The 26,606-nt window shown below is 69.6% G+C and carries 1 protein-coding gene; it reads right to left on the bottom strand.

Going from position 1 to position 26,606, the window contains the following annotated elements; translation table 11 throughout:
* Positions 1 to 169: 169 nt before the first annotated feature.
* Positions 170 to 26,338 carry a non-ribosomal peptide synthetase gene (locus JYJ93_RS29945; RefSeq protein ID WP_206797986.1) on the bottom strand — a complete coding sequence of 8,723 codons (26,169 nt, stop codon included), beginning with the start codon at positions 26,336 to 26,338 and terminating at the stop codon, positions 170 to 172.
* Positions 26,339 to 26,606: the final 268 nt, after the last annotated feature.

The following is a 26,606-nucleotide window of genomic DNA, read 5'->3' as shown; positions in this document are numbered from 1 at the left end:
GTCCGGGAGGGAAGGACGTGAGATGTCCTCCAGGGTGAGACCTGCTCCCAGCATCTCCTCCCTGCTCAGGGATGGAGGAGGGGCCAGGCTTCGCGCCTCTGGGGGAGGGCGAGCCACCGTCGCGATGATCCACGACGGTGGGTCGCCTCACTTCACTCCAGCCCCGGCGTCAGCTCCCCACGGCGTGCCGGGACGCGGTGCTGGACACCCGCGCGAGCGCCTCCCGCAGGTGCTCGACGACAGGACCCAGGTGCGGGTCCTGCATCAGCTCGTGATGGCTGCCGGGGACGTCGTGCACCTCCAGGCCACCTCGCACCAGCGACTCCCATCCGCGGTGACGCGGAGTCCCGGCGGCGGCTTCGCTGGCACTCAGGAGCAGGGCGGTGCCGTCGTACGGCAGGGGCACGTACTTCTCGTGGGCGAAGAGGTTGGCCCGGAAGACGTTGAAGAGGGCACGCAGCTGGGCAGGGCCGGATTGAGCGTCGAGGATGCGCGCCCGGAGTCCTTCGTGCAGCAGGTGGCCCAGCATCGCGTCGTCGCTCTGTGCCAGCGCTTCGTCCGGGACGGAGAGCGCCTGGCCGAAGGCGGTGGCGGTGGCATGGGCGAAGGCGAGCCGGGCGCGGGCTTCGGAGTCGAGCCGTGTCTCTGACTGGGCGGGCTTCGTCAGTCCGTAGAGGTGGGCATCGATGAGGGCGAGCACGTCTACGGCTTCGCCCGCCTCGCGCAGGCGGCGGGCCATCTCGTAGGCGATGACACCGCCGAGGGACCAGCCTCCCAGTTGGTAGGGGCCGTGGGGCTGCACGGTGCGGATGGCTTCGAGGTAGAGGTTGGCCATCTCCTCGATGGACTCGGCGACGGGGCGTCCGTCGAGGCCGCGCGACTGGAGGCCGAAGACGGGCAGCGAGGGGCCCAGCCGGCGCGCGAGCTCCGAGTAGGCCAGGACGTTGCCGCCGCCAGGGTGGACGAGGAAGAGAGGCCGCTGGCCGGGCTCTCCGCGCTCCAGCGGGACGAGGGGCGTCCAGGCCTGTGAGTCCTCACGGAGCACCTGGGCGAGCTGCTCGATGGTGGGCTGCTGGAAGAGGACGGAGAGGGGAATCGACTGGCCGAGGCGCTCGCGCACGGCGGCGACCATGCGCACGGCGAGCAGGGAGTGGCCGCCCAACTCGAAGAAGCTGGAGCGGACGCCGACGGAGCGGACGTCGAGGAGGTCCTCCCAGATGCGGGCGAGCTGCATTTCGAGCGCGTCGCGGGGTGCGACGAAGTCCCGGGCCTCGATGGCGTGGGCATCGGGTTCGGGTAGGGCTTTGCGGTCCACCTTGCCGTTGGCGTTGAGGGGGAGGGCGTCCAGCACGACGACGGCCGACGGCACCATGTACTCGGGCAGGTGCTGCTTGAGGCCTGCCTTCAGGGCGTCCGCATCCAGCGAGTGGCCTTCGCTCGCGGTGACGTAGCCGATGAGACGCTTGTCTGCGTCCGTGCCCCGAGCCACGACGATGGCCTCGTTGACGCCGGTGGCGGAGCGCAGGGCGGCTTCGATTTCGCCCAGCTCGATGCGGAAGCCGCGCACCTTCACCTGGAAGTCCACGCGGCCGAGGAAGTCGAGCGTGCCGTCCTCCTTCCAGCGGGCCTGGTCGCCCGTACGGTAGAGGCGCTCACCCGGCGTGGAGGCGAAGGGGTGCGGGACGAAGCGTTCCGCGGTCAGCTCGGGGCGGTTCAGGTAGCCCCACGCGAGGCCCTGGCCGCCCACGTACACCTCACCGGCGACACCCACGGGCACCGGGTGCAGGTGCGCGTCGAGGACGTAGACGGTGGAGTTGGAGAGCGGCCGGCCGATGGGGATGGTGCCTTCCACGCGCGAGCCGTGCCGCATGGAGAAGGTGGTGGAGAAGGTGGTGTTCTCCGTGGGGCCGTAGCCGTTGAGGAACGTCGCGCCTTCGGGAATGCGCGAGAGGTGCTCGCGCACACGAGCGGCAGGCAGCACATCGCCACCGGCGAGGACCTGACGCACGCCCGCGAGGGCTTCACCCTGGTGCAGGGCCATCTGCTCGAAGAGGGCGGCGGTGAGCCAGAGAGATGTCACGCGGTGGTGACGCAGCTGGGCGGCCAATTCCTCCAGCGAGAGGGAGTGCGGCGGAGCGAGGACGAGCTTCGCGCCATGCAGCAGCGCGCCCCAGATTTCGAGCGTGGAGGCGTCGAAGGCCACGGGCGCGAACTGGAGCCAGATTTCATCCGCCCCGAAGCGCATGAAGGTGCTGCCGAGCACGAGGCGCGTGATGCCCCGGTGCGGCACGCTGACGCCCTTGGGCCGGCCCGTGGAGCCCGAGGTGAACATGACGTAGGCCAGGGCTTCACTGTTCACGCGGACATCGGGCGCGTGCGTGGGCCGCGCGGCAATCTCCGCGGACTGGGCATCCATCCAGACGCGGGTTCCGGAGGCGGGCAGCAATGAGGCGAAGGGCTGGTGCGTGACCACCACGCCCACGTCCGCGTCCTCCAGCAACATCGCGATGCGGTCCACGGGCGCATTGCGGTCCACGGGGACGAAGGCCGCACCCACCTTGAGGATGGCGAGGAGCGCCGTCACCAATTCGAAGGAACGTTCGACGGCGAGGCCGACGCGTGCCCCTGGGACGATGCCCAGGGCCCGCAGGTGATGGGCCAACTGGTTCGCGCGTGAATCCAACTGGGTGTACGTCAGCGTCGCGTCGCCCAGCACCAGGGCCACCGCGTCGGGCATGCGCTGCGCCTGCCGCACGAAGTGGACGTGGACGGGGACCTCCGTCGGGCTGGCAACGCGAGTGTCGTTCCACTCGACGAGGACGCGCTGCCGTTCATCGTTGGAGAGGAGCGGCAGGTGGGCCATGGACTGGTCGGGCTTCGCGGCCACGGCCTCCAGCAACGCGCGCAGGTGGGCGGCCATCCGCTCCACGGTGCTCTTCTGGAAGAGGGCGGTGCTGTACTCCAGCGTGCCTCGCAGTCCTTCGGCCGTCTCCGTGAAGAAGACGCTCACGTCGAACTTCGACGTCGAGTGAGTGGCCGCCAGCCTTCGCAGCCGGAGTTCCGGCAGCCGCACGTCCTCCGAAGGCACGTTCTGGAGCGCGAGCAGCGTCTGGAAAAGGGGCGTGTGGCTGAGGCTGCGCGCGGGCTGGAGGACTTCCACCAGCTTCTCGAACGGCACTTCCTGGTGCTCGTAGGCCTCCAGCACCGTGGTGCGCACCTGCTGGAGCATCTCCCGGAATGACTGGCCCTCATCCACCTTCGCGCGCAGGACGAGCGTGTTGACGAAGAATCCGATGAGGCCCTCCGTCTCCGCGCGGGTGCGGCCCGCGATGGGCGAGCCCACGCTGATGTCCTGCTGGCCCGTGTAGCGCAACAGCAGGCCCTGCCAGGCCGCGAGCAGCACCATGAAGAGGGAACCGCCTTCACGGTGGCCCAGGCTCCGCAGCGCTTCCGTCAACTCACGTGACAGGGTGAAGCCGAAGGTCGCGCCCGCGTTGCTCCGGACGGCCGGGCGGGGGAAGTCGGTGGGCAACTCCAGCACTGACGGAATGCCGGAGAGCTTCCCCTCCCAATAGGCCATTTCCTGCCGCAGCGTCTCACCCGCGAGCGTGCGGCGCTGCCAGTCGGCGTAATCCGCGTACTGCACGGGAAGGGCAGGCAAGGGCGACGACTGTCCCGCGGAGAAGGCCGCGTAGAGGGCGGTGACTTCTCGCACCAGCACGCCCAGCGACCAGCCGTCGGAGACGATGTGATGCATCGTGACGGCGAGGACGTGCTCGCGTTCGGAAAGCCTGAAGAGCAGCGTGCGGAGGAGCGGGCCGGTGCGCAGGTCGAAGGGCCGGCGCATCTCCTCTTCCACGCGGGCCCGCGTCTCGGGCTCGCGCTGGGATTCAGGCACGTCCGAGAGGTCCACGAGTCCCAGTGGCAGCGGACTGTCGGGATGGATGTGCTGGACCGGCTCTCCGTCCACCTGGGTGAAGGTGGTGCGCAGGGCATCGTGTCGGCGCACGATTTCCTGGAGGGCACGCTCCAACAGGTCCGTGCGCAGCTGGCCGTCCAGCCGGACGGCGACAGGCACGTTGTAGAGAGGGCTGCCCGGTTCGAGTTGATCAATGAGCCACAGTCGCAGCTGCGCGAAGGACAGCGGCAGCGGACCGTCGTGCGAGACGCGGGTGATCTGCGAAGTGCTCGTGCGGGAGAGTCCCGAGAGACGAACGGCGAGCGCTTCCACGGTGGGGGACTCGAAGAGCGCGCGCAGGGGGAGTTCCACGCTGAACGCCGAGCGAATGCGTGACACCACCTGCGTGGCCAACAGGGAGTGTCCACCCAGGTCGAAGAACGAGTCCTTCACACCCACCTGGGGCAGACGCAGGACCGCCGTCCAGATGGACGCGAGCCGCTCCTCGGTCGAGGTGCGCGGCGGGACGTAGGTGGAGGCGAGCGCATCGCTGTGGAGTGCGGGAAGGGCCTTGCGGTCCACCTTGCCGTTGGTGTTGAGCGGCAGGGCCTCCAGCACGAGGAGCGCGGAGGGGCGCATGTGCTCGGGCAGGAGTTGCTTGAGCCAGTCCTTGAGGGCTTCGGGCGTGGGTGCCGTCTCCGTGCCTTCCGGAGGCACCACGTAGGCGACGAGTCGCTTGTCACCGGGCACGTCTTCGCGGGCCAGCACCACGGCGGCGTGCACCTGGGGATGCTTGAGGAGCGCGGCTTCGATTTCGCCCAGCTCGATGCGGAAGCCGCGGACCTTCACCTGGAAGTCCGCGCGGCCCAGGTAGTCGAGCATGCCGTCCGCGCGCCAGCGCACGACGTCGCCGGTGCGGTAGAGGCGGGCACCGGGCGTGGAGGAGAAGGCATCCGGGATGAAACGGTCCGCCGTCAACTCGGGGCGGTTGAGGTAGCCGCGAGCGACGCCCGCACCGCCGATGAAGAGCTCACCGGCAACGCCCACGGGAACAGGGCGCAACGTGCGGTCGAGCACGTAGACGCGCACGTTGGGCAGCGGCCTGCCGATGGTGGGAGTGGGAGAGTCGTCGAAAGCGCAGGCGGTGGCGTCGACGGTGCACTCGGTGGGGCCGTAGACGTTGAAGACGCGCGGACGAGGGGCCTGGGCCAGGTGACGCCAGGTGGCGGGGTCCACGGCTTCGCCACCCACGAGGACGCGGTGGGGGATGGCCTTGCGCTCCAGGAGGCCTTCATCCACCAGCAGGCGCAGGTGGGCCGGAGAGCAGTCGAGGACGTCCAGCGCGTCCTGGCCAATGCGATTCACCAACTCGCTGACGTCAGCGCGAGCTTCGTCGGGGACGATGCAGAGGGTGTGGCCGTCGAGCACCTGGATGAGCTGCTTGACGGAGGCGTCGAAGGAGAGCGGCGCGTTGACGCTGACACGCTCTCCAGGCTGTGCGTCGGCGTGCACCGTAGCGGCGAGCGCGACGCGAAGATTGAGCACGGAGCGGTGCTGAATCATCACGCCCTTGGGACGGCCGGTGCTGCCCGAGGTGTAGATGATGTAGGCGAGGTGCTCCGCCGAGACGGACGTCACCGGAGCGCCCTGCGACTCAAGAGCCAGGTCCGCGGCGTCGGAGTCCAGGCAGAGGGTGTGCGCGGAGTGTGGAGGCAGCGAGTCGCGCAGGCGCTGCTGGGTGAGGACGACAGGCGCGCCCGTGTCGGTGAGGACGTGGGCAAGCCACTCACGCGGGTAGCTGGGGTCGATGGGGACGTAGGCGCCACCGGCCTTGAGAGTGCCGAGGATGCCGACGAGGGCCTCCACGGAGCGCTCCACGCACAGCACGACGCGCACGTCGGGGCCAACGCCCAGCTTCACCAGCCGGTGAGCGAGTTGATTGGCGCGGACTTCCAACTCACGGAAGGTGAGCTGCTCCTCGCGGCAGATGACTGCCAGGGCTTCAGGCGTGCGAAGGGCCTGGGCGCTGAAGGCCTCATGGATGCACAGGTCGCGGGGGAACTCCGCGCTGGGCCCGTTCCAATCGACGAGCAACTGCTGCCGCTCCGGAGCGGTGAGCAGCGGCAGGCTCGCGAGCGTCGCGTCCGGCTGGACGGCGATGGCCTCCAGCAGCACGCCCAGGTGACCCACCAGGCGCTGCATGGTCGATGCGTCGAAGAGGTCCGTGGCGTACGCCAGTGTCCCGCCGAAACCCTGGGGCGACTCCTGCAACGTCAGCGTGAGATCGAACTTGGAGGACCGCGTGTCTACCGGAACTGCCTGGAAGGACAGTCCCGGCAACCGGAGCGTCTCCATGGGCGTGTTCTGCAGAGAGAACATCGCCTGGAAGAGCGCGCTGCGGCTCAGGTCTCGCGAGGGCTGGAGCACCTCCACCAGCTTCTCGAAAGGCACGTGCTGGTGCTCGTAGGCCGCGAGCGTCGTGGCCTTCATCTGGGAGAGCAACTGACGGAACGAGTCCTGAGGTTGCAGCCGGGCGCGCAGCACCAGTGTGTTGACGAAGAAGCCGATGAGGCCCTCGGTCTCCGCTTGCGTGCGGCCGGCGATGGGCGTGCCCACGCTGATGTCGTCCTGGCCGGAGTAGCGCGACAGCAGCAACTGCCAGGCAGCCAGCAGCACCATGAAGGGCGTCGAGCCTTCGCGCTGGGCCAGGGCCTTGAGTGCCTGGGAGACCTGCGATGGGACGCGCACGTCCACCGTGGCACCCCGGCGGGACTGCACCGGCGGACGCGGACGGTCCGTGGGCAGGTCCAGCGCGGACGGAGCGCCCTCGAGCTGCTGCTTCCAATAGCCCAGCTGTGCGTCCAGGGCCTCGCCCTGGAGCCAGCCTCGCTGCCATAGGGCGAAGTCCGCGTACTGCACGGGCAGGGGCGGGAGGACGGGAGCGCGGCCGGTGCTGAAGGCTTCGTAGAAGGCCGCCACCTCCCGGACGAGGACGCCCATGGACCAGCCGTCGGAGACGATGTGGTGCATCGTCACCAGCAACAGGTGCGAGTCCTGTCCCAGCCGCACCAGCGTGCTTCGCAGCAGCGGGCCCGTGGTGAGGTGGAAGGGACGCCGGGCCTCCTCGGCCATGATGCGCTGGGCCTCCTCCTCACGCTGCGATTCGGAGAGGGGCGTCAGGTCGATGACGGGCAGCTCCCACCCGGAGGGAGTCTGGATGCACTGCGAGGGTTCTTCGTGCTCGGCGGAGAGCGTGGTGCGCAGCGATTCGTGGCGGGCCACCAACGCCTCGAAGGCGTGGCGCAAGGGCTCCACGTCCACCTGGCCCGTCAGCCGCAGCGCGGTGGGGATGTTGTACGCGATGTCACCCGGCTGGAGTTGATCCAAAAGCCAGAGGCGCTGCTGCGCGAAGGACAGCGGAATGATGCCCTCGCGGGGCAAGGACCGCAGCGGCGGTGCGCCGAGCGCGGCGGACCGGGCGCTCGCGAGCTTCGGTGCGAGCCCTTCAACCGTGGGCGCTTCAAAGAGGGCTCGCAGTGGCAGCTCGACCGCGAACGTCGCGCGCACGCGCGAGACGAGCTGGGTGGCCAGCAGGGAGTGGCCGCCGAGGACGAAGAAGTCGTCCCGGATGCCCACGCGCTCCACACGGAGGACTTCGGCGAAGAGGGTCGCGAGCTGCTCCTCGGTGTCGGTCCGTGGCGCGATGAAGTCGGACGAGCGCGCGAGGTTCCCCGGCTCGGGCAGGGCTTTGCGGTCGACCTTGCCGTTGGAGTTGAGGGGCAGGGCGTCGAGGACGAGGACCGCTGAGGGGACCATGTACTCGGGCAGTTGCTGCCGGAGGTGGGCCTTGAGTGACTCGGAGTCGAGTGAGTGGCCCTCGCGAGCAGTGACATAAGCGACGAGGCGCTTATCGGCGGCCTCACCCTTCGCGACGACAACGGCGTCCTTGAGGCCTGGGACGCGGCGGAGGGCCGCTTCGATTTCGCCCAGTTCGATGCGGAAGCCGCGCACCTTCACCTGGAAGTCGATGCGGCCGAGGTACTCCAGGCGCCCGTCGGGGCGGAACCGGACGCGGTCGCCCGTGCGGTACATGCGGCCACCGGGAGGACCGTAGGGCTCTGGAACGAAGCGCTCTGCCGTGAGTTCCGGACGCAGCAGGTAGCCACGCGCCTGGCCTTCACCCGCGAGGTACAGCTCGCCGGCGACACCGACAGGCACCGGCTGGAGTGAAGCGTCCAGCACGTAGGCGCGCGTCGCGGGCAGGGGCCTGCCGATGAGAGGCACCTCGTCACGGCCGACGAGGGAGGCCGTGGAGTAGGTGGTGTCTTCGGACGGGCCGTAGAGGTTGTAGAGCTTCTCAACCGTAGGCACCGCGTAGACCTGCTTCGCTAGCGTCTCCGGCAGAGCTTCACCGGCGAGGTTGATGACACGCACGGAAGGCGGCACCGCACCCAGGCGCAGCAGTTGCGCCATGGCGGAGGGCACCGTGTTGACCAGGGTGACGTGAGAAGCGGTGGGCAGCTCGGCCAGGTGCAAGGCGTTCCGTGCCATCACCACCGCGCCACCGCTGCTCAACGGGGCGAAGAGCTCGAAGACGGAGAGGTCGAAGTTAAGGCTCGTCGCGGCGAGTGTTCCCTTCAGCTCCTCCGGTGAGAAGGTCTCCAAGGCCCAGTGGAGGAAGGAGACCGCGTTGCCGTGGGAGATGGCGACGCCCTTGGGACGGCCGGTGCTGCCCGAGGTGTAGATGAGGTAGGCGAGGTGCCCTTCGTGGATGTCCACCGAGGGCGCCGTCGTCGGCTGCTTCGCCAGCTCCACGTCCAAGTCGAGGCACACGGGCGTGGCAGTGGTTTCGGGCAGCGCCTGCAAGAGGTGTGAATGCGTCACGAGGGCAGGGCCCTGGGCGTCCTCCAGCAGCCAGCCCAGGCGCTCACGTGGGTAGCTGGGATCCAGCGGTACGTAGGCACCACCGGCCTTGAGAATGCCGAGGGCTCCGATGACGAGGTCTTCGGTGCGTTCGACGCACAGGCCGACGCGGACTTCAGGTCCTACGCCCAGTCCGCGCAGGCGATGGGCGAGTTGATTGGCCTTCGCGTCCAGCTCCCGGTACGTCAACTGCCGCTCGGGCGTGATGACGGCCAATGCATCCGGCGTGCGACGCACCTGGGCTTCCACCATCGCGGGGATGCTGGGCTCACGAATCGCCGGTGCCACTTCCGGATTCCAGTCGATGAGAATCTGTCGACGCTCGGACTCAGTGAGCAGCGGCATGTCGCCAAGCCTTGTGTCCGGCTTCCTCGCGATGGCCTCCAGCAGCACGCCGAAGTGCCCGGCCATGCGCTGGATGGTCTCCGCGTCGAACAGGTCCGTCGCGTACTCGAATGTGCCGACGAATCCATCCCGGTCTTCACCGAGCCCCAGGGAGAGATCGAACTTGGCGAAGTGGGCTTCCAGCGGCAGAGCCTGGAAGGACAGGCCCGGCAGACGCAGCGCCTCAGTCGGCGTGTTCTGCAGGACGAACATGGCCTGGAACAGCGGACTGCGGCTCAAGTCGCGAGTGGGCTGTACGGCTTCGACGAGCTTCTCGAAGGGCACGTGCTGGTGCTCGTACGCCGCGAACGTCGTCCCGCGCACCTGGGCGAGCAGGTCCCGGAACGTGGCCCGGGGTTCCACGCGAGCACGCAGGACGAGCGTGTTGACGAAGAAGCCGATGAGGCCCTCCGTCTCCGCCTGCGTACGGCCCGCGATGGGCGATCCCACGCTGATGTCGTCCTGCGCGGAGTAGCGCGACAGCAGCACTTGGAACGCCGCCAGCAGTGTCATGAAGGGCGTGGCGCCTTCCCGCTGCGCCAGGGCCTTGAGCGCGTGAGAGACCTCCGAAGGAACTCGCACGTTCACCGTGGCGCCCCGGTGCGACTGCACGGGTGGCCGAGGCCGGTCAGTGGGCAGCTCCAGCGCCGCGGGCGCTCCGGAGAGCTGCTGCTTCCAGAAGTGGATCTGCGCGTCCAGCGCCTCCCCCTGGAGCCAGTTCCGCTGCCACGCCGCGAAGTCCGCGTACTGCACTGGAAGGGGCGCGAAAGCAGGCGTGTCGCCCGTGGCGAAGGCCTCGTAGAAGGCGACCATCTCCCGGACGAGCACACCCATGGACCATCCGTCGGAGACGATGTGGTGCATCGTCACGAGCAGCAGGTGGGAGTCCTCGCTCAGGCGCACCAGCGTGCTGCGCAGCAGCGGGCCACTGGCGAGGTCGAACGGACGACGCGCTTCCTCATTGGCCAGTCGCCGCGCCTCTTCCTCCCGCAACGCCTCGGGATGGGTGGAGAGGTCCACGAGCGGCAGTGTCCAGCCGCTGGCGGCGTGGATGGTCTGGATGGGCTGCTCCTGATGCGCATGGAAGGTGGTGCGCAGGGCCTCGTGGCGATGGACGAGTGATTCGAAGGCACGGCGCAGTGCCTCCACGTCCAGGTGCCCGGAGAGCTGGAGAGCGGTGGGAAGGTTGTACGACGCGTCCCCAGGCTGGAGCTGATCCAAGAGCCACAGCCGCTGCTGCGCGAAGGACAGCGGCAGCGGGCCGTCATGCGAGACGCGGGTGAGCTTCGGGGCCAGGGAACTCGCGTCCCCGTGCAGCCGCCCGGCGAGTGCCTCCACCGTGGGGGATTCGAAGAGTGCGCGCAGCGGGAGTTCGACGTTGAACTCCGCGCGCACGCGGGACACCACCTGCGTGGCCAGAAGGGAATGTCCACCCAGTTCGAAGAAGGAGTCCTTCACGCCCACCTGCGGCAGTCGCAGGACTTCGGCCCAGATGGAGGCCAGCTTCGCTTCGGCTTCCGTGCGAGGCGCTTCGTAGATGTTGCCAGACTGCGGCGCCTCCGGCTCCGGCAGGGCCTTGCGGTCCACCTTGCCGTTGGAGTTGAGGGGCAGCGCCTCAAGCACCACGAAGGTGGCAGGCACCATGTACTCGGGCAGGCCCTGACGCAGGTGCGTCTTGAGAGCTTCCACCTCCAGCGAGGCATTTGCCTTGGGAGAGACATAGGCGACGAGGCGCTTGTCGGCGGCTTCGCCCTTGGCGATGACGACGACGTCCTTGATGCCCGGAGCGCGACGAAGGGCCGCTTCGATTTCGCCCAGCTCGATGCGGAAGCCGCGCACCTTCACCTGGAAGTCGATGCGGCCAAGGTACTCCAGCCGCCCGTCGATGCGATACCGGACGCGGTCGCCCGTGCGGTACATGCGGCCACCGGCAGGACCGTAGGGCTCCGGCAGGAAGCGCTCTGCCGTGAGTTCCGGACGCAGCAGGTATCCACGCGCCTGGCCATCACCGGCGAGGTACAGCTCACCGGCGACACCCACGGGCACTGGTTGCAGCGAAGCGTCCAGCACGTAGGCGCGCGTCGCGGGCAGAGGCTTGCCAATGAGAGGCACCTCGTCACGGCCGACGAGGGAGGCCGTGGAATAGGTGGTGTCTTCGGACGGGCCGTAGAGGTTGAAGAGCTTCTCAACCGTAGGCACCGCGTAGACCTGCTTCGCGAGCGTCTCCGGCAGGGCTTCGCCCGCGAGGTTGATGACGCGCACGGAGGGCGGCACCGCGCCCAGGCGCAGCAGTTGCGCCATGGCGGAGGGCACCGTGTTGACCAGGGTGACGTGAGAAGCGGTGGGCAGCTCCGCCAGGTGGAGGGCGTTCTTCGCCACCACCACCGCACCGCCGCTGCTCAACGGGGCGAAGAGTTCGAAGACGGAGAGGTCGAAGTTGAGGCTCGTCGCGGCGAGCGTTCCCTTCAGCTCCTCCGGTGAGAAGGTTTCCAAGGCCCAGTGGAGGAAGGAGACCGCGTTGCCGTGGGAGATGGCGACGCCCTTGGGACGGCCCGTGGAGCCCGAGGTGTAGATGAGGTAGGCGAGATGGCCCGGGTGGATGTCCACCGAGGGCGCCGTCGTCGGCTGCTTCGCCAGCTCCACGTCCGAGTCGAGGCACACCGGTGTGGCGCTGGTTTCCGGTAGGGCCTGCAAGAGATGCGAATGCGCCACGAGGGCAGGGCCCTGGGCGTCCTCCAGCAGCCAGCCCAGGCGCTCACGCGGGTAGCTGGGGTCCAACGGCACGTAGGCGCCACCAGCCTTGAGAATGCCGAGGGCTCCGATGACGAGGTCTTCAGTGCGTTCAACGCAGAGACCGACACGGACTTCGGGCCCGACACCCAGGCCTCGCAGGCGATGGGCGAGTTGGTTGGCCTTCGCGTCCAGCTCCCGGTACGTCAGTTGCCGCTCCGGTGTGATGACAGCCAATGCATCCGGCGTGCGACGCACCTGGGCCTCCACCATCGCGGGGATGCTGGGCTCACGCGGCGCCTGCGATGCCGGGGGATTCCAATCGACGAGGAGTTGCTGCCGCTCCGTGTCGGTGAGCAGCGGCAGGTCGCCAAGCTTCGTGTCCGGCTTCTTGGCAATGGCCTCCAGCAGCACGCCGAGATGGCCTGCCATGCGCCGCACGGTCGCCGCGTCGAACAGGTCCGTCGCGTACTCCAGTGAACCGACCAGCCCTCCCTGGACTTCTTGCAGTGAGAGGGAGAGATCGAACATCGCGGAGTGCGCTTCTTGCTGCACGGCCTGGAACGACAGGCCCGGCAGGTGCAGCGCCCGGGCGGGCGTGTTCTGCAGGACGAACATCGCCTGGAAGAGCGGACTGCGGCTCAAGTCGCGCGTGGGCTGCACGGCTTCGACGAGCTTCTCGAACGGCAGATGCTGATGGTGGTACGCCGCGAGCGTCGTGCCGCGCACCTGGGCGAGCAACTCGCGGAACGTCGCGCGCGGATTCAGCCGGGCGCGCAGGACCAGGGTGTTGATGAAGAAGCCGATGAGGCCTTCGGTCTCCGCCAGGGTGCGGCCCGCGATGGGCGAACCCACGCTGACATCGTCCTGAGCGGAGTAGCGGGACAGCAGCACCTGGAAGGCCGCCAGCAGCGTCATGAAGGACGTCGCGCCTTCACGCTGCGCCAGGGCCTTGAGCGCGTCAGAGACCCGCGCGGGGATCCGCACCTCCACGGTGGCGCCACGGTGGGACTGCACGGGCGGACGCGGGTGGTCCGTGGGCAGCTCCAGCGCGGCGGGGGCTCCAGCCAGCTGCTGCTTCCAGTAACCCAGCTGCGCGTCGAGCACCGCCCCCTGGAGCCAGTCGCGCTGCCACGTGGCGAAGTCCGCGTACTGCACGGGCAGCGGCGGGAGGGCCGGCGTATTGCCCGTGATGAAGGCCTCGTAGAAGGCCACCATCTCGCGCACGAGGACGCCCATGGACCAGCCGTCGGAGACGATGTGGTGCATCGTCACGAGCAGCAGGTGTTCATTCTCCTCCAGGCGCACCAGCGTGCTGCGCAGCAGCGGACCCCTGGAGAGATCGAACGGCCGTCGCGCTTCTTCGTCGGCCAGCCGCCGGGACTCCTCCTTGCGCTGGGCCTCCGGCAGGGAGGAGAGGTCCACCTGGGACAGCGTCCAATCCTCGGGCGCATGGATGCGCTGGGTGGGCTGGCCCTGGTGTTCGTGGAAGGTGGTGCGCAGGGCCTCATGGCGCTGGACGAGCGATTCGAACGCGCGACGCAAGGCCTCCACGTCCAGGTGTCCGGAGAGCTGGAGCGCGGTGGGGAGGTTGTAGGACGCATCCCCCGGCTGGAGCTGATCCAGCAGCCACAGCCGCTGCTGCGCGAAGGACAGCGGCTCCGAGGCGCCGCGGGTCGACGCCCTCCGAAGGGGAACCGACGGCGCGGGGGCCCTCTCGGAGTCGATGCGTCGGGCGAGGGCGGCGACGGTGGGGGCCTCGAACAGCGCTCGCAGGGGCAATTCCCTGCGGAAGGTGGTGCGCACGCGCGAGACGAGCTGGGTGGCCAGCAGCGAATGGCCTCCGAGCGCGAAGAAGTCGTCGTGGATGCCCACGCGCTCGACGTGCAGCACCTGGGCGAAGAGGGCCGCGAGCTGCTCCTCGGCGGGAGTGCGCGGCGCGACGTAGGTGGAGGCGAGCGCATCGCTGTGGGGTGCGGGAAGAGCCTTGCGGTCCACCTTGCCGTTGGTGTTGAGCGGCAGGGCCTCCAGCACGAGGAGCGCGGAGGGGCGCATGTGCTCGGGCAGGAGTTGCTTGAGCCAGTCCTTGAGGCCTTCGGGCGTGGGGGCTGTCTCCGTGCCTTCCGGAGGCACCACGTAGGCGACGAGCCGCTTGTCACCGGGCACGTCCTCGCGGGCCAGCACCACGGCGGCGTGCACCTGGGGATGCTTGAGGAGCGCGGCTTCGATTTCACCCAGCTCGATGCGGAAGCCACGGACCTTCACCTGGAAGTCCGCACGGCCCAGGTAGTCGAGCATGCCGTCGGCACGCCAGCGCACGACGTCGCCAGTGCGGTAGAGGCGGGCACCGGGCGTGGAGGAGAAGGCATCCGGGATGAAGCGGTCCGCCGTCAACTCAGGGCGGTTGAGGTAGCCACGAGCGACGCCCGCACCGCCGATGAAGAGCTCACCGGCAACGCCCACGGGCACGGGGCGCAAGGTGCGGTCGAGCACGTAGACGCGGACGTTGGGCAGCGGCCTGCCGATGGTGGGAGTGGGAGAGGCGTCGAAAGCGCAGGCGGTGGCGTCGACGGTGCACTCGGTGGGGCCGTAGACGTTGAAGACGCGCGGACGCGGAGCCTGGGCCAGGTGACGCCAGGTGGCGGGGTCCACGGCTTCACCACCGACGAGAACACGGTGAGGGATGGCCTTGCGCTCCAGGAGGCCTTCATCCACCAGCAGTCGCAGGTGGGCCGGAGAGCAATCGAGGACGTCGAGGGCATCCTGCTCGATGCGGTTGACGAGCTCACCGACGTCAGCGCGGGCTTCGTCGGGGACGATGCAGAGGGTGTGGCCGTCGAGCACCTGGATGAGCTGCTTGACGGAGGCGTCGAAGGAGAGCGGCGCGTTGACGCTGACACGCTCTCCAGGCTGTGCGTCGGCGTGCACCGTAGCGGCGAGCGCGACGCGAAGATTGAGCACGGAGCGGTGCTGAATCATCACGCCCTTGGGACGGCCGGTGCTGCCCGAGGTGTAGATGATGTAGGCGAGGTGCTCCGCCGAGACGGACGTCACCGGAGCGCCCTGCGACTCAAGAGCCAGGTCCGCGGCGTCGGAGTCCAGGCAGAGGGTGTGTGCGGAGTGCGGGGGCAGCGAGTCGCGCAGGCGCTGCTGGGTAAGCACCACCGGAGCCCCCGTGTCCTGGAGGACGTGGGCAAGCCACTCGCGCGGGTAGCTGGGGTCGATGGGGACGTAGGCGCCACCGGCCTTGAGGGTGCCGAGGATGCCGACGAGGGCCTCCACGGAGCGCTCCACGCACAGCACGACGCGCACGTCGGGGCCAACGCCCAGCTTCACCAGCCGGTGCGCGAGTTGATTGGCGCGCGTGTCCAACTCACGGAAGGTGAGCTGCTCCTCGCGGCAGATGACGGCCAGGGCTTCAGGCGTGCGAAGGGCCTGGGCGCTGAAGGCCTCATGGATGCACAGGTCGCGGGGGAACTCCGCGCTGGGCCCGTTCCAATCGACGAGCAGCTGCTGCCGCTCCGGAGCGGTGAGCAGCGGCAGGCTCGCGAGCGTCGCGTCCGGCTGGACGGCGATGGCCTCCAGCAGCACGCCCAGGTGACCCACCAGGCGCTGCATGGTCGAGGCGTCGAAGAGGTCGCTGCTGTACTCCAGGATACCCACGAAGCCCTGAGGCGACTCCTGCATCGTCAGCGTCAGGTCGAACTTCGCGGAGTTCGCTTCGAGCGGGAGTTGCTCGAAGGACAAGCCCGGCACGCGCAGCGCTTCCATGGGCGCGTTCTGCAGGGAGAACATCGCCTGGAAGAGCGCGCTGCGGCTCAGGTCTCGCGCGGGCTGGAGGACTTCCACCAGCTTCTCGAAGGGCACGTGCTGGTGCTCGTAGGCCGCGATCGTCGTCCCGCGCACCTGGGCCAGCAGCTCGCGGAACGTCGCCCGGGGCTCCACTCGCGCGCGCAGGACCAGGGTGTTGATGAAGAAGCCGATGAGGCCTTCGGTCTCCGCCTGGGTGCGGCCCGCGATGGGCGAACCCACGCTGATGTCGTCCTGGCCGGAGTAGCGGGACAGCAGCAACTGCCATGCGGCGAGCAGCAGCATGAAGGGCGTGGCACCCTCGCGCTGGGCCAGGGTCTTGAGGGCTTGCGAGACCTCCGGAGGGAGGCGCACGTCCACCGAGGCGCCCCGGTGGGACTGCACAGGCGGACGCGGGCGGTCCGTCGGCAGGTCCAGCGCGGCGGGCGCACCCGCGAGCTTCTCCTTCCAGTAGGCGAGCTGGGTCTCCAGTGTTTCGCCCTGGAGCCACTCCTGCTGCCAGACGGAGAAGTCCGCGTACTGCACGGGCAGCGGCGCGAGGGCCGGCACCTGATCCGCGTGAAACGCCGCGTACAGCGCCGTGAGCTCCCGGACGAGGACACCCATGGACCAACCGTCGGAGACGATGTGGTGCAGCGTCACGAGGAGCAGGTGCTCCTCCGCACCCAGGCGCACCAGGGACGTGCGCAGGAGCGGACCGGCCTCCAGGTCGAAGGGACGACGGGCCTCCACGTTCGCGAGGCGCCGCGCTTCTTCGTCCCGCTGGGACTCGGGTAGCGAGGACACGTCGAGCAGAGGCAGCGTCCACGTCCCGGGCGAGTGGATGCGCTGCGCGGGCTGACCCTGGTGCTGGATGAGCGTGGTGCGCAGCGTTTCGTGGCGGGCGACGAGGGCCTCGAAGGCGCGGCGCAGGGATTCGATGTCCACCTGCCCCTTCAGCCGAAGAGCCGCGGGGATGTTGTACGCGGCGCTGCCGGGCTGGAGTTGGTCCAGCAGCCACAGGCGCTGCTGCGCGAAGGACAAAGGCGGCGGACCTGCGTGCGCGACGCGGGTGAGCGGTGGCAGGCGCAAGCCGGACGTCGCGGTGCGCAGGCGATCCGCGAGCGCGGCGACGGTGGGCGCTTCGAAGAGGGAGCGCAGGGGCAGCTCCGCATCGAAGGTCGCGCGGATCCGGGAGACGAGCTGGGTGGCCAGCAGGGAGTGGCCACCGAGGGCGAAGAAGTCATCGTGGATGCCCACGCGCTCCACGCGCAGGACCTGGGCGAAGACGTCCGTGAGCTTCTCCTCGGTGGGATTGCGCGGGCCGACGAAGTCCGCGAGCGGCGAGGCATCCGGGATGGGAAGGGCCTTGCGGTCCACCTTCCCGTTGGAAGTCAGGGGCAGTGCCTCCAGGGGGACGAAGGCGGAGGGCACCATGTACTCGGGCAGGTGCTGCTTGAGGTGGGCGCGGAGGACGGAGACATCAAGGGCTTCGCCCACGACGTAGGCGACGAGGCGTTTGTCACCGGGGACGTCCTCACGGGCGAGGACGACGGCCTCGTGCACGGAGGCGTGAGCGAGAAGGGAGGCTTCGATTTCGCCCAACTCGATGCGGAAGCCGCGCACCTTCACCTGGAAGTCGAGCCGCTGGAGGTAGTCCAGTTGGCCATCCGCCCGCCAGCGCACGACGTCACCGGTGCGGTAGAGGCGGGCACCGGGCGTGGAGGAGAAGGGGTGCGGGATGAAGCGCTCGGCGCTCAGTGCTGGCTGGCCCAGGTAGCCCCAGGCGAGGCCTTCACTGGCGAGGAAGAGCTCACCGGGGACGCCCACGGGCACCGGCTGGAGTCGAGCGTCGAGGACGTAGGTGCGGGTGTTGGCGATGGGGCGGCCGATGGGAGGCCGCGTACCGTCGTCGTGCACGACGGGGGTGAAGGTGGCGACGACGGTGCTCTCGGTGGGGCCGTAGTGGTTGAAGAGGGTGGCGGGGACTGAAGGAGGCGGACCGTGGTGGAGGGCGTCTCCGCCCGTCAGCAGGGCACGCAGGGCCATGGGGCGGGGCCACTCTTCACGCAGCACGGCCTCGGCCAGAGGCGTGGGCATGAAGCAGGTGGTGATGGCTTCGCGGGCGAGCCACTGGAGCAGAAGGGAGGGCTCGGCACGCACGGCGTCGGGAGGGACGACGAGGCTGGCGCCGGAGGCCAGCGAGGGCCACACCTCCCAGGTGGAAGCGTCGAAGGCGACGCCCGCGGTGAGGGCGGTGGAGTCCTGGGGCGTCAGCGAGTAGGTGCGCTGGTGCCAGGAGACGAGGTTCATCAACGCGCGGTGGTGGACGGCGACGCCCTTGGGACGGCCGGTGCTGCCGGAGGTGTAGATGACGTAGGCCAGGTCCTCCGGGCCCACGGGCGTCACCGGCAGCGCCTGTGGAACCGTCGAGGCCTCCACCTCCAGCGAGAGGACGCGCGAAGAGAGGGACGGCAGCGAGTCACGCAGGTGTTGCTGGGTAAGGAGGACCGAAGCGCCGCAGTCCTCCAGCATGAAGGCCAGTCGCTCCGGCGGAACACCGGGCGCAATGGGGACGTAGGCGGCGCCCACCTTGAGGGCGGCGAGGAGGCCGGCCACCAGCTCCGGAGAACGCTCCGCGAGGACGGCGACGCGGCTGCCACGCGTGACACCGGCCGCGTGCAACTGGACGGCAAGGCCATGCGCCCAGGCATCGAGGCCTGCGTAGCTGACGCTTCGCTCCCCCATGCGCACGGCGACCGCGTCGGGCGAGCGACGGGCATGCTCCGCGACGACATGGTGGATGCAGGTGTCGCGGGGGAAGGCGACGTCCGTCTCATTCCACTCGACGAGGAGCTGCTTGCGCTCCTCCGCCGTCATCACCTCCAGCGAGGACACACGCGCATCCGGCTGGGCAGCGAGAGAGGAGAGGAGGACGCCGAAGTGGCCCATGAGGCGCTGGGCGGTGGAGGCGTCGAAGAGGTCGGAGCTGTACTCGAGGAAGCCGGTGAGGCCTTGGGGCACCTCGAAGAGGGTGAGGGCCAAATCGAAGCGGGAGGAGTTGCCCTCCAGGGGGATGGGCTGGAAGGCCAGGCCCGGCACGCGCAGCGCTTCGGCGGGTGCGTTCTGCAGGACGAGCATGACTTGAAAGAGGGGGCTGCGGCTCAAGTCGCGCGAGGGCTGGAGGACCTCCACCAGCTTCTCGAAGGGGACATGCTGGTGCTCGTAGGCGGCGAGGGTGGTGGCCTTCACCTGGGAGAGCAGCTGGCGGAAGGAGTCCTCCGGGCGCACGTGGGCGCGCAGGACGAGCGTGTTGACGAAGAAGCCGATGAGGCTTTCGGCTTCGGCGTGGGTGCGGCCGGCGATGGGAGAGCCGACGGAGATGTCGTCCTGGCCGGAGTAGCGCGAAAGCAGCAGTTGGAAGGCGGAGAGCAGCAGCATGAAGGGCGTGGCGCCTTCACGCTGGGCGAGGCTTCGCAGGGAGTCCGTCAGCTGCGAGGGGAGGTGCACGGGCACCGTGGCGCCGCGGCGGGACTGCACGGCCGGACGCGGACGGTCGGTGGGCAGCTCCAGCGCGGCGGGGGCACCGGCCAACTGGCGCTTCCAGTATCCAAGCTGGGACTCCAGCGTCTCGCCCTGCAACCACTGGCGCTGCCAGAGGGCGAAGTCCGCGTACTGCACCGGCAGCGGTGCGAACGATGGCTCACGGTGCGCGGAGAAGGCGGCGTAGCTCGTGGCCAACTCCTTCACGAGGACGCCCATGGACCAACCGTCGGAGACGATGTGGTGCATCGTCACGAGGAGGACGTGCGTCTCCTCGGCCAGCCGCAGGAGAGAGGTGCGCAGCAGTGGCCCACGGACGAGGTGGAACGGTTGCCGGGCTTCCCGAGCGGCAAGCCGCAGCGTCTTCGCCTCGCGCACGGACTCGTCGAGGGCCGAGAGGTCCTGAACGGGGAGCGCCCAGGAAGTCGGAGGATGGATGCGCTGGAAGGGCTGGCCCTCTTCTTCGAAGAAGGTGGTGCGCAGCGCTTCATGGCGCGCCACGAGCGCTTCGAACGCGCGGCGCAGGGCCTCCACGTCCAGGCGGCCCAGGAGGCGCAGGGTGACGGGGAGGTTGTAGGAGGCGTCGTCCGGCGCCAGTTGGTCCAGGAACCAGAGACGCTGCTGCGCGAAGGAGAGCGGCTGCGGGCCTTCGGTGCGCGTGCGTGTCAGGGGCGGCAGGCGCGTATGGGTAGAGGTCCGCTGCAACTTCTCCGCGAGCGCAGCAATGGTGGGGGCCTCGAAAAGGGCGCGGAGCGGCATCTCCACGTCGAACGCGGCACGCACGCGGGCCACCAACTGCGTGGCGAGCAGTGAGTGGCCCCCCAGCTCGAAGAAGTTGTCCGTGCGGCCCACCGTGGGGACGCGCAGCACTTCGCTCCAGAGGGCCGCGAGCTTCTCCTCCAGCGGCGTCGCCGGGGACTCGTAGACGTGTGACGCCCGGAGCGCGCCCGCATCCGGAGCGGGAAGGGCCTTGCGGTCCACCTTGCCGTTGGACGTCAGCGGCAGCGTCTCCAGGGAGACAAAGGCGGCGGGCACCATGTACTCGGGCAGGTGCTGCTTGAGGTGGGCGCGGAGCGTGGTGACGTCGAGAGCGTCACCGACGACGTAGGCGACGAGTCGCTTTTCGCCCGGAGCATCCTCGCGGGCGAGCACGACGGCGTCCTTCACGGCAGGGGCGGCGCGCAGGGTGTTCTCGACTTCGCCCAGTTCGATGCGGAAGCCGCGGACCTTCACCTGCGCGTCGATGCGACCGATGAAGTCCAACTGGCCATCCGCGCGCCAGCGCACCACGTCGCCCGTGCGGTAGAGGCGGGCCCCTTCCTCACCGGAGAAGGCGTCCGGCACGAAGCGCTCGGCGGTGAGGCCCGGCCGGCCCGCGTACCCGCGCGCGACGCCCACGCCACCGATGTGCAACTCACCGCGCACACCCACGGGCACCGGCTGCCCATGCGGGTCCAGCACGTAGACGCGCACGTTCGCCAGCGGCTTGCCGATGGAAGGCACGTTGCCGTCAGCCACCACCTCACCGAAGGTGGCGATGACGGTGGCTTCGGTGGGGCCGTAGGTGTTGAGCAGGCGCCGTCCCGGAGCCCAACGTGCGACGACGTCCGCGGGCAGGGCCTCACCGCCGGAGATGACGGTGCGCACCTTGGGCAGGCCTTCGGAGGATGTCGCTGCCAGGGCCGCGGGGGTGAGGCTGACGACGCTCAGCTCCTGCTCACGCAGCAGCACGGGCAGCGGCGCGCCCGGCATCAGCTTCTCCAACGGGGCCAGCACCAGCGTGGCGCCGTTGCAGAGGGTGGTGAAAATCTCCTCCACGGAGAGGTCGAAGCTGAGGCTGGCGAACTGCAACACGCGGCTGCCGGGGCCGATGCCGTACGCCACCGCTTCATGGGTGACGAGGTTGGCGACGCTGCGGTGCTCCACCGCCGTGCCCTTGGGCGTCCCGGTGCTGCCCGAGGTGTAGAGCAGGTACGCCATGTTCGCGGGCGTCACGCCTGTCACTGGCGCATCCATCGGCTCTTTCGCCAGCGATTCGCGCTCCGTATCCAGGCACAGGGCGCGGGCATGCAGTGCTTCCGGGAAGCGGTCTACCAGCGGCTGCTGGGTGACGAGCACCTGGGCCGCGCTGTCCTCCAGCATGAAGGCCAAGCGTTCGCGGGGCAGCAGCGGATCCACGGGCACCCAGGCGCCACCGGCTTTCAGGATGCCGAGCAGCCCGATGACGACGTCGAGGGAGCGCTCGACGCTGAGCGCGACGCGGACCTCCGGGCCCACGCCACGGCGGCGCAGGGCATGGGCAAGCTGATTGGCGCGCGCGTCCAGTTGCGCGTACGTCAGCTGGGCCCCCTCGAAGACCGCGGCCACCGCGTCCGGAGCGCGGCGCACCTGCGCCTCGAAGAGCGAGTGCATGCACGCTTCAGGGAACGGCGCCCGCGTGGCGTTCCAATCCACCAGCACCTGCTGGCGCTCATCCCCCGTGAGCAACTGCAACGACGACACGCGCTGATCCGGATGCGCGACGAAGCCCTCCACGAGCAGCCGCAGGTGCCGCATCATCCGCACGACGGTCGACCTGTCGAAGAGGTCAGTGTCGTACTCAAGCTCTCCCGTGAAGCCGTCCTGGCTCCGCGTGAGCGACAGCGTGAGCTCGAACTTCGCGGAGGCGCCCATGCGCTCCTCGACCCGCACCTTCACGCCCGCGAGCGAGAGGTCCACCTCCGGGATGTTCTGCATGAGGAACAGCACGTTGAACAACGGCGCCTCGCGCAGGTCGCGCATCGGCTGGAGTTCTTCGAACGGCACGTGCTGGTTCGCGAGCACCCCCAGCGTGGTGGTGCGCACGCGGCCCAGCAGCTCCCTCACGGTGGGGCCGCCGCCCATCCGGGTGCGCAGTACGAGCGTGTTGATGAAGAACCCAAGCAGTCCCTCCAACTGCGCGTCGTTCCGGCCCGCCACGGAGGAGCCGATGCTCACGTCGTCCTGGCCGGAGTAGCGGCCAATCAACACCTGGAGCGCGCCGAGCAGGAACATGAAGGGCGTGATGCCCTCGCGCACACAGAGCGCCTCCACGGCGCGCGTCAGCTCCAGCGGGAACGCGACCTGCATCAGGGCGCCGGGATGTGCCTCTCGGAGGCCTCGCGGACGGTCGGTGGGGAGCTCCAGCACGGACGGCATGCCCTGGAGCTGCTGTCGCCACCAGTCGAGCTGCCGCTCCTTCTCCGCGCCCGACAGCCACTGGCGCTGCCACACCGCGAAGTCCGCGTACTGGAAGGGTAGCGCGGGCAATAAGGGCTGCGTCCCCGCCACCAGGGCCCGGTAGGCCTCCGACAGCTCCCGCATCAGGACGCTCATGGACCAGCCGTCGAAGACGGCGTGGTGGATGGTCAGCAGCAGCAGGTGCTCCTGCGCATCCAGCACCAGCGCCGACACGCGCAGCAGCGGGCCCACCTCCAGGTTGAAGGGGAGCCGCACCTCCATCTCCGAGCGGCGCTTCACCTCCGCGTCGCGCTGCTCCGGCGACAGGGCGCGCAGGTCCACCACCGGCAGCACCAGCGGTTCGGGCGGTGCGATGACCTGCACGGGCGCGCCGGTGTCCGGCCGCAAGGTGGTGCGCAGCGCCTCATGCCGGTGCACCACCAGCTCCAGGGCGAGGCGCAAGGCCTCCAGGTTCAGCGCCCCGGTCAGCCGCAGCGAGAACGGCATGTTGTACGCGGCCGAGCCCGGATCCAGCTGCTCCAGCACCCAGAGGCGCTGCTGCGCGAAGGACGCGGGCAGCGACTGGGTTCGCGGCACGGGCACCACCGGGGGCGGAGCCGTGAAGCTCGCATCCTTCGCCGAGGCCGCGATGCGCGCCGCCAGCTCCGCCACCGTGGGGGCCTCGAACAGTGCCTGCAGGGGCAGGTCCACCTGGAACGCCGTGCGCAACCGCGAGGTCAGCCGCGTGGCCAGCAGCGAGTGCCCGCCCAGCTCGAAGAAGCTGTCGGTGGCGCCCACCCGCTGCACCTGGAGGAGCGACGCGTAGAGCTCCGCGACCTGAACCTCCATCGGCGTGCGCGGCGCGACGAACTCGCGCGCGGCTTCCGTGGACACGTCCGGCGCGGGCAGCGCCTTGCGGTCCACCTTGCCGTTGGGCGTCAGGGGCATCGCGTCCAGCACGACCAGCGCGGACGGCACCATGTACTCGGGCAGCCGCTCCTTCATGAGCGCGCGCAGGAACTGGGACTCCAGTGTCTGGCCGGGCCGCGCCACCACGTAGCCCACGAGCCGCGCGTCGGCCCCGCTGCCTCGCACCACCACGGCCGCGTCGCGCACGCCCGGGGCCTGGCTCAGCACCGCTTCAATCTCACCCAGCTCGATGCGGTAGCCGCGCAGCTTCACCTGGTTGTCGACGCGGTTGAGGTACTCCAGCACGCCGTCCGCGGCCCACCGCACGCGGTCGCCCGTGCGGTACACGCGCAGGCCCGGCACGCCTCCGTACGCGTCCGGGATGAAGCGCTCCGCCGTCTGGTCCGGCCGGTGGAGGTAGCCCCGGGTGACGCCCTCGCCGCCGATGAACAGCTCACCCGGCACGCCGCGCGGCACCGGGTTCAGCCCGCTGTCCAGCACGTACACCCGCGTGCCGGAGATGGGCCGGCCAATCGGCACGCTGCCCGAGCCCGAGGCCACCGCGTGCGCGGTGGACCACACCGTCGTCTCCGTGGGGCCATACACGTTCCACAGCACGCGGCAGCGCTGGAGCAGCGACTCGGCCAGCTCGCGCGGCAGGGCCTCGCCGCCGGTGAGGGCCGTCAGCCCCGGCCCCTGCCAGTCCGTCTCCAGCAGCAGCCGCCAGGTGCTGGGCGTGGCCTGGAGCACCGTTGCCCCGCACTGCCGCAGCAGGCCCGCCAGCCGCGAGCCGTCCACCGCGATGTCCCGCGACGCGATGACGACCTGCCCGCCCACCGACAGCGGCAGGAACAGCTCCAGCACCGCGATGTCGAACGACAGCGTGGTGACGGCCACCAACACGTCCTCCGAGGACAGGCCCGTCGTCTCCCGCAGCGCCGCCAGGAAGCGCGCCACCGCGCCGTGCGGCACCTGCACGCCCTTGGGGCGGCCGGTGCTGCCGGAGGTGAAGAGCACGTACGCCACGGCCTCCGGGGGCACCGCGTCGCGCAGCGGCGAGCCGTCCTCCGCCGCGATGGCCTCCGCGTCCCCGTCCAGCAGCACCACGCGCGCCGAGTGCGGCGGCAGGATGGACTCCAGCGAGCGCTGCGACACCAGCACCGGCATCCCGCTCGCTTCCACCATGTACGCCAGGCGGTCCGTGGGGAACGCCGGGTCCAGCGGCACGTAGGTACCCCCGGCCTTCAGCACGGCGAGCACCGCCACCAGCATGTCGAGCGAGCGCTCCACGCACAGGCCCACCCGCGCTTCCGTGCCCACGCCCAGCCGGCGCAGGTGCCGCGCCAGGCGCGACGCGCGGGACTCCAGCTCCGCGTACGTGAGCGACTGGTCTCCGAAGGTGGCGGCGACCGCGTCCGGCGTGAGGTCCACCTGGGCTTCGAAGGCGCCGTGCTGCGTGCTCCACGGCAGCGGGGTGGGGCGGGGCGGCTGCCAGGCGAGGAGCACCTCATGGCGCTCGGCGTCGGTGAGCAGCGGCAGGCGGGAGATGGTCTCGTGCGGACGGCGGACGGCGCCCTCCAGCAGCACGCGCAGGTGCTCCGCCATGCGCGCCATCGTGGGCGTGGTGAAGAGGTCGGTGTCGTATTCGAGGAAGCCCTTGAGGCCGTTTTCCGTCTCCAGCACCTGGAGCAGCAGGTCGAACTTCGACGTGAGCGTGTCCAGCTCCATCGCCTCCAGCTTCACGCCCTCCACGGACGCCGCGCCGCGGAAGGAGGCCTGGAGCGTGAGCATCACCTGGAAGAACGGCGTGCGCCCCTGGGAGCGCTCTGGACGCAGCTCCTCCACCAGCCGCTCGAAGGGGAACTCCTGGTGCTCATGGGCCGCGAGCACCGTCTCTCGCACCTGGTGCAGCAGCGCGCGGAAGGATGCGGAGGGCTCCACCTGCGTGCGCAGCACCACCGTGTTGACGAACAGGCCGATGAGGCCTTCCACCTCGCCGCGCGTGCGGCCCGCCACCGGCGAGCCCACCGTCACGTCCTCCTGCCCCGCGTAGCGCGACAGCAGCACCTGCCAGCCCGTCAGCAGCACCATGAAGAGCGAGGCGCCCTCCTGCTGCGCCAGGGCCTTCAGCGCGTCCGTCAGCCCGCGCGACAGCAGGAGCTCATGCCGGGCGCCCCGGCCGCTGCGGACCGCGGGACGGGAGAGGTCGGTGGGCAGCTCCAGCGCGGAGGGCACGCCGGCCAGCTGCTGCTTCCAGTAACCGAGTTGCTTCTCCAGCCGGGGGCCCTGCATCCACTCGCGCTGCCAGACGCCGAAGTCCGCGTACTGGATGCCTGGAGGCGGCAGGGGCACGGCCTGCCCCCGCGCGAAGGCGCCGTAGAGCAGCGCCACCTCGCGCACCAGCAGCGTCATGGACCAGCCGTCGGAGACGATGTGGTGGACCACCACCACGAGCAGGTGCTCCTTCGGCGCGGACGTCAGCAGCAGCGCGCGCAGCAGCGGACCCTTCGCGAGGTCGAAGGGCCGGGCCGCGGCCTCACGCGCCAGCTCCCAGGCCGCCTCCGGAGGCGAGCCCTGGAGGTCGTGGTGCGCAAGCGTCAGCACCGGCTCCGGCGACACCACCTGCACGGGGCCGGATGCGTCCTCGCGGAAGGTGGTGCGCAGCACTTCATGCCGGCGCACCACTTCGCGCAGCGCGCGCTCCAGCGCGGCCACGTCGAGCGCTCCCTCCAGGCGCACCGCCATGGGCACGTTGTAGAGGCTGGTGCCGGGCTGCAGTTGATCCATGAACCAGAGCCGCTGCTGGGCGAAGGACAGGGGCAGGGGACGCGAACGGTCCTGCACCGGGATGACGCCCTGGATGGAGTTGCCGGCGACGGCCTTCTGCGCGGCCATCTTCTTGAGCAGCTCCGCGCGCTTCTCCGGTGAGAGGTTCGCGATCCGCTTCGACAGCTCCTGGCTCATCTCATGTACTCCGCGCTCGGGGACGCCATCGCGAGCGCCACTCGGGGCAGTGGCGTTCGCGAAAAGTCAGGCCTGCTGATGATTCTGGATTGCCCCCCTGCGCTGCTCTCTCGCGAGAAGCAGAGGGTGGGTCAAATCCACACTGGCCACAGTATTCCGTGGGCAGCCGAGCTGTCATGGGGGCGCTCACCCGGAAGTCCGAGTGAATTCGCGTATTTATGGGAAGAGTCGGGATCCCCGAACAGGCCACCGGAAGGACTCACGGTGT

This window comes from Corallococcus sp. NCSPR001, assembly GCF_017309135.1.
Taxonomy (GTDB): Bacteria; Myxococcota; Myxococcia; order Myxococcales; family Myxococcaceae; genus Corallococcus.
The sequence above is the reverse complement of the archived record's forward strand: the minus strand, read 5'-3'. Positions and strand labels throughout refer to the sequence as shown.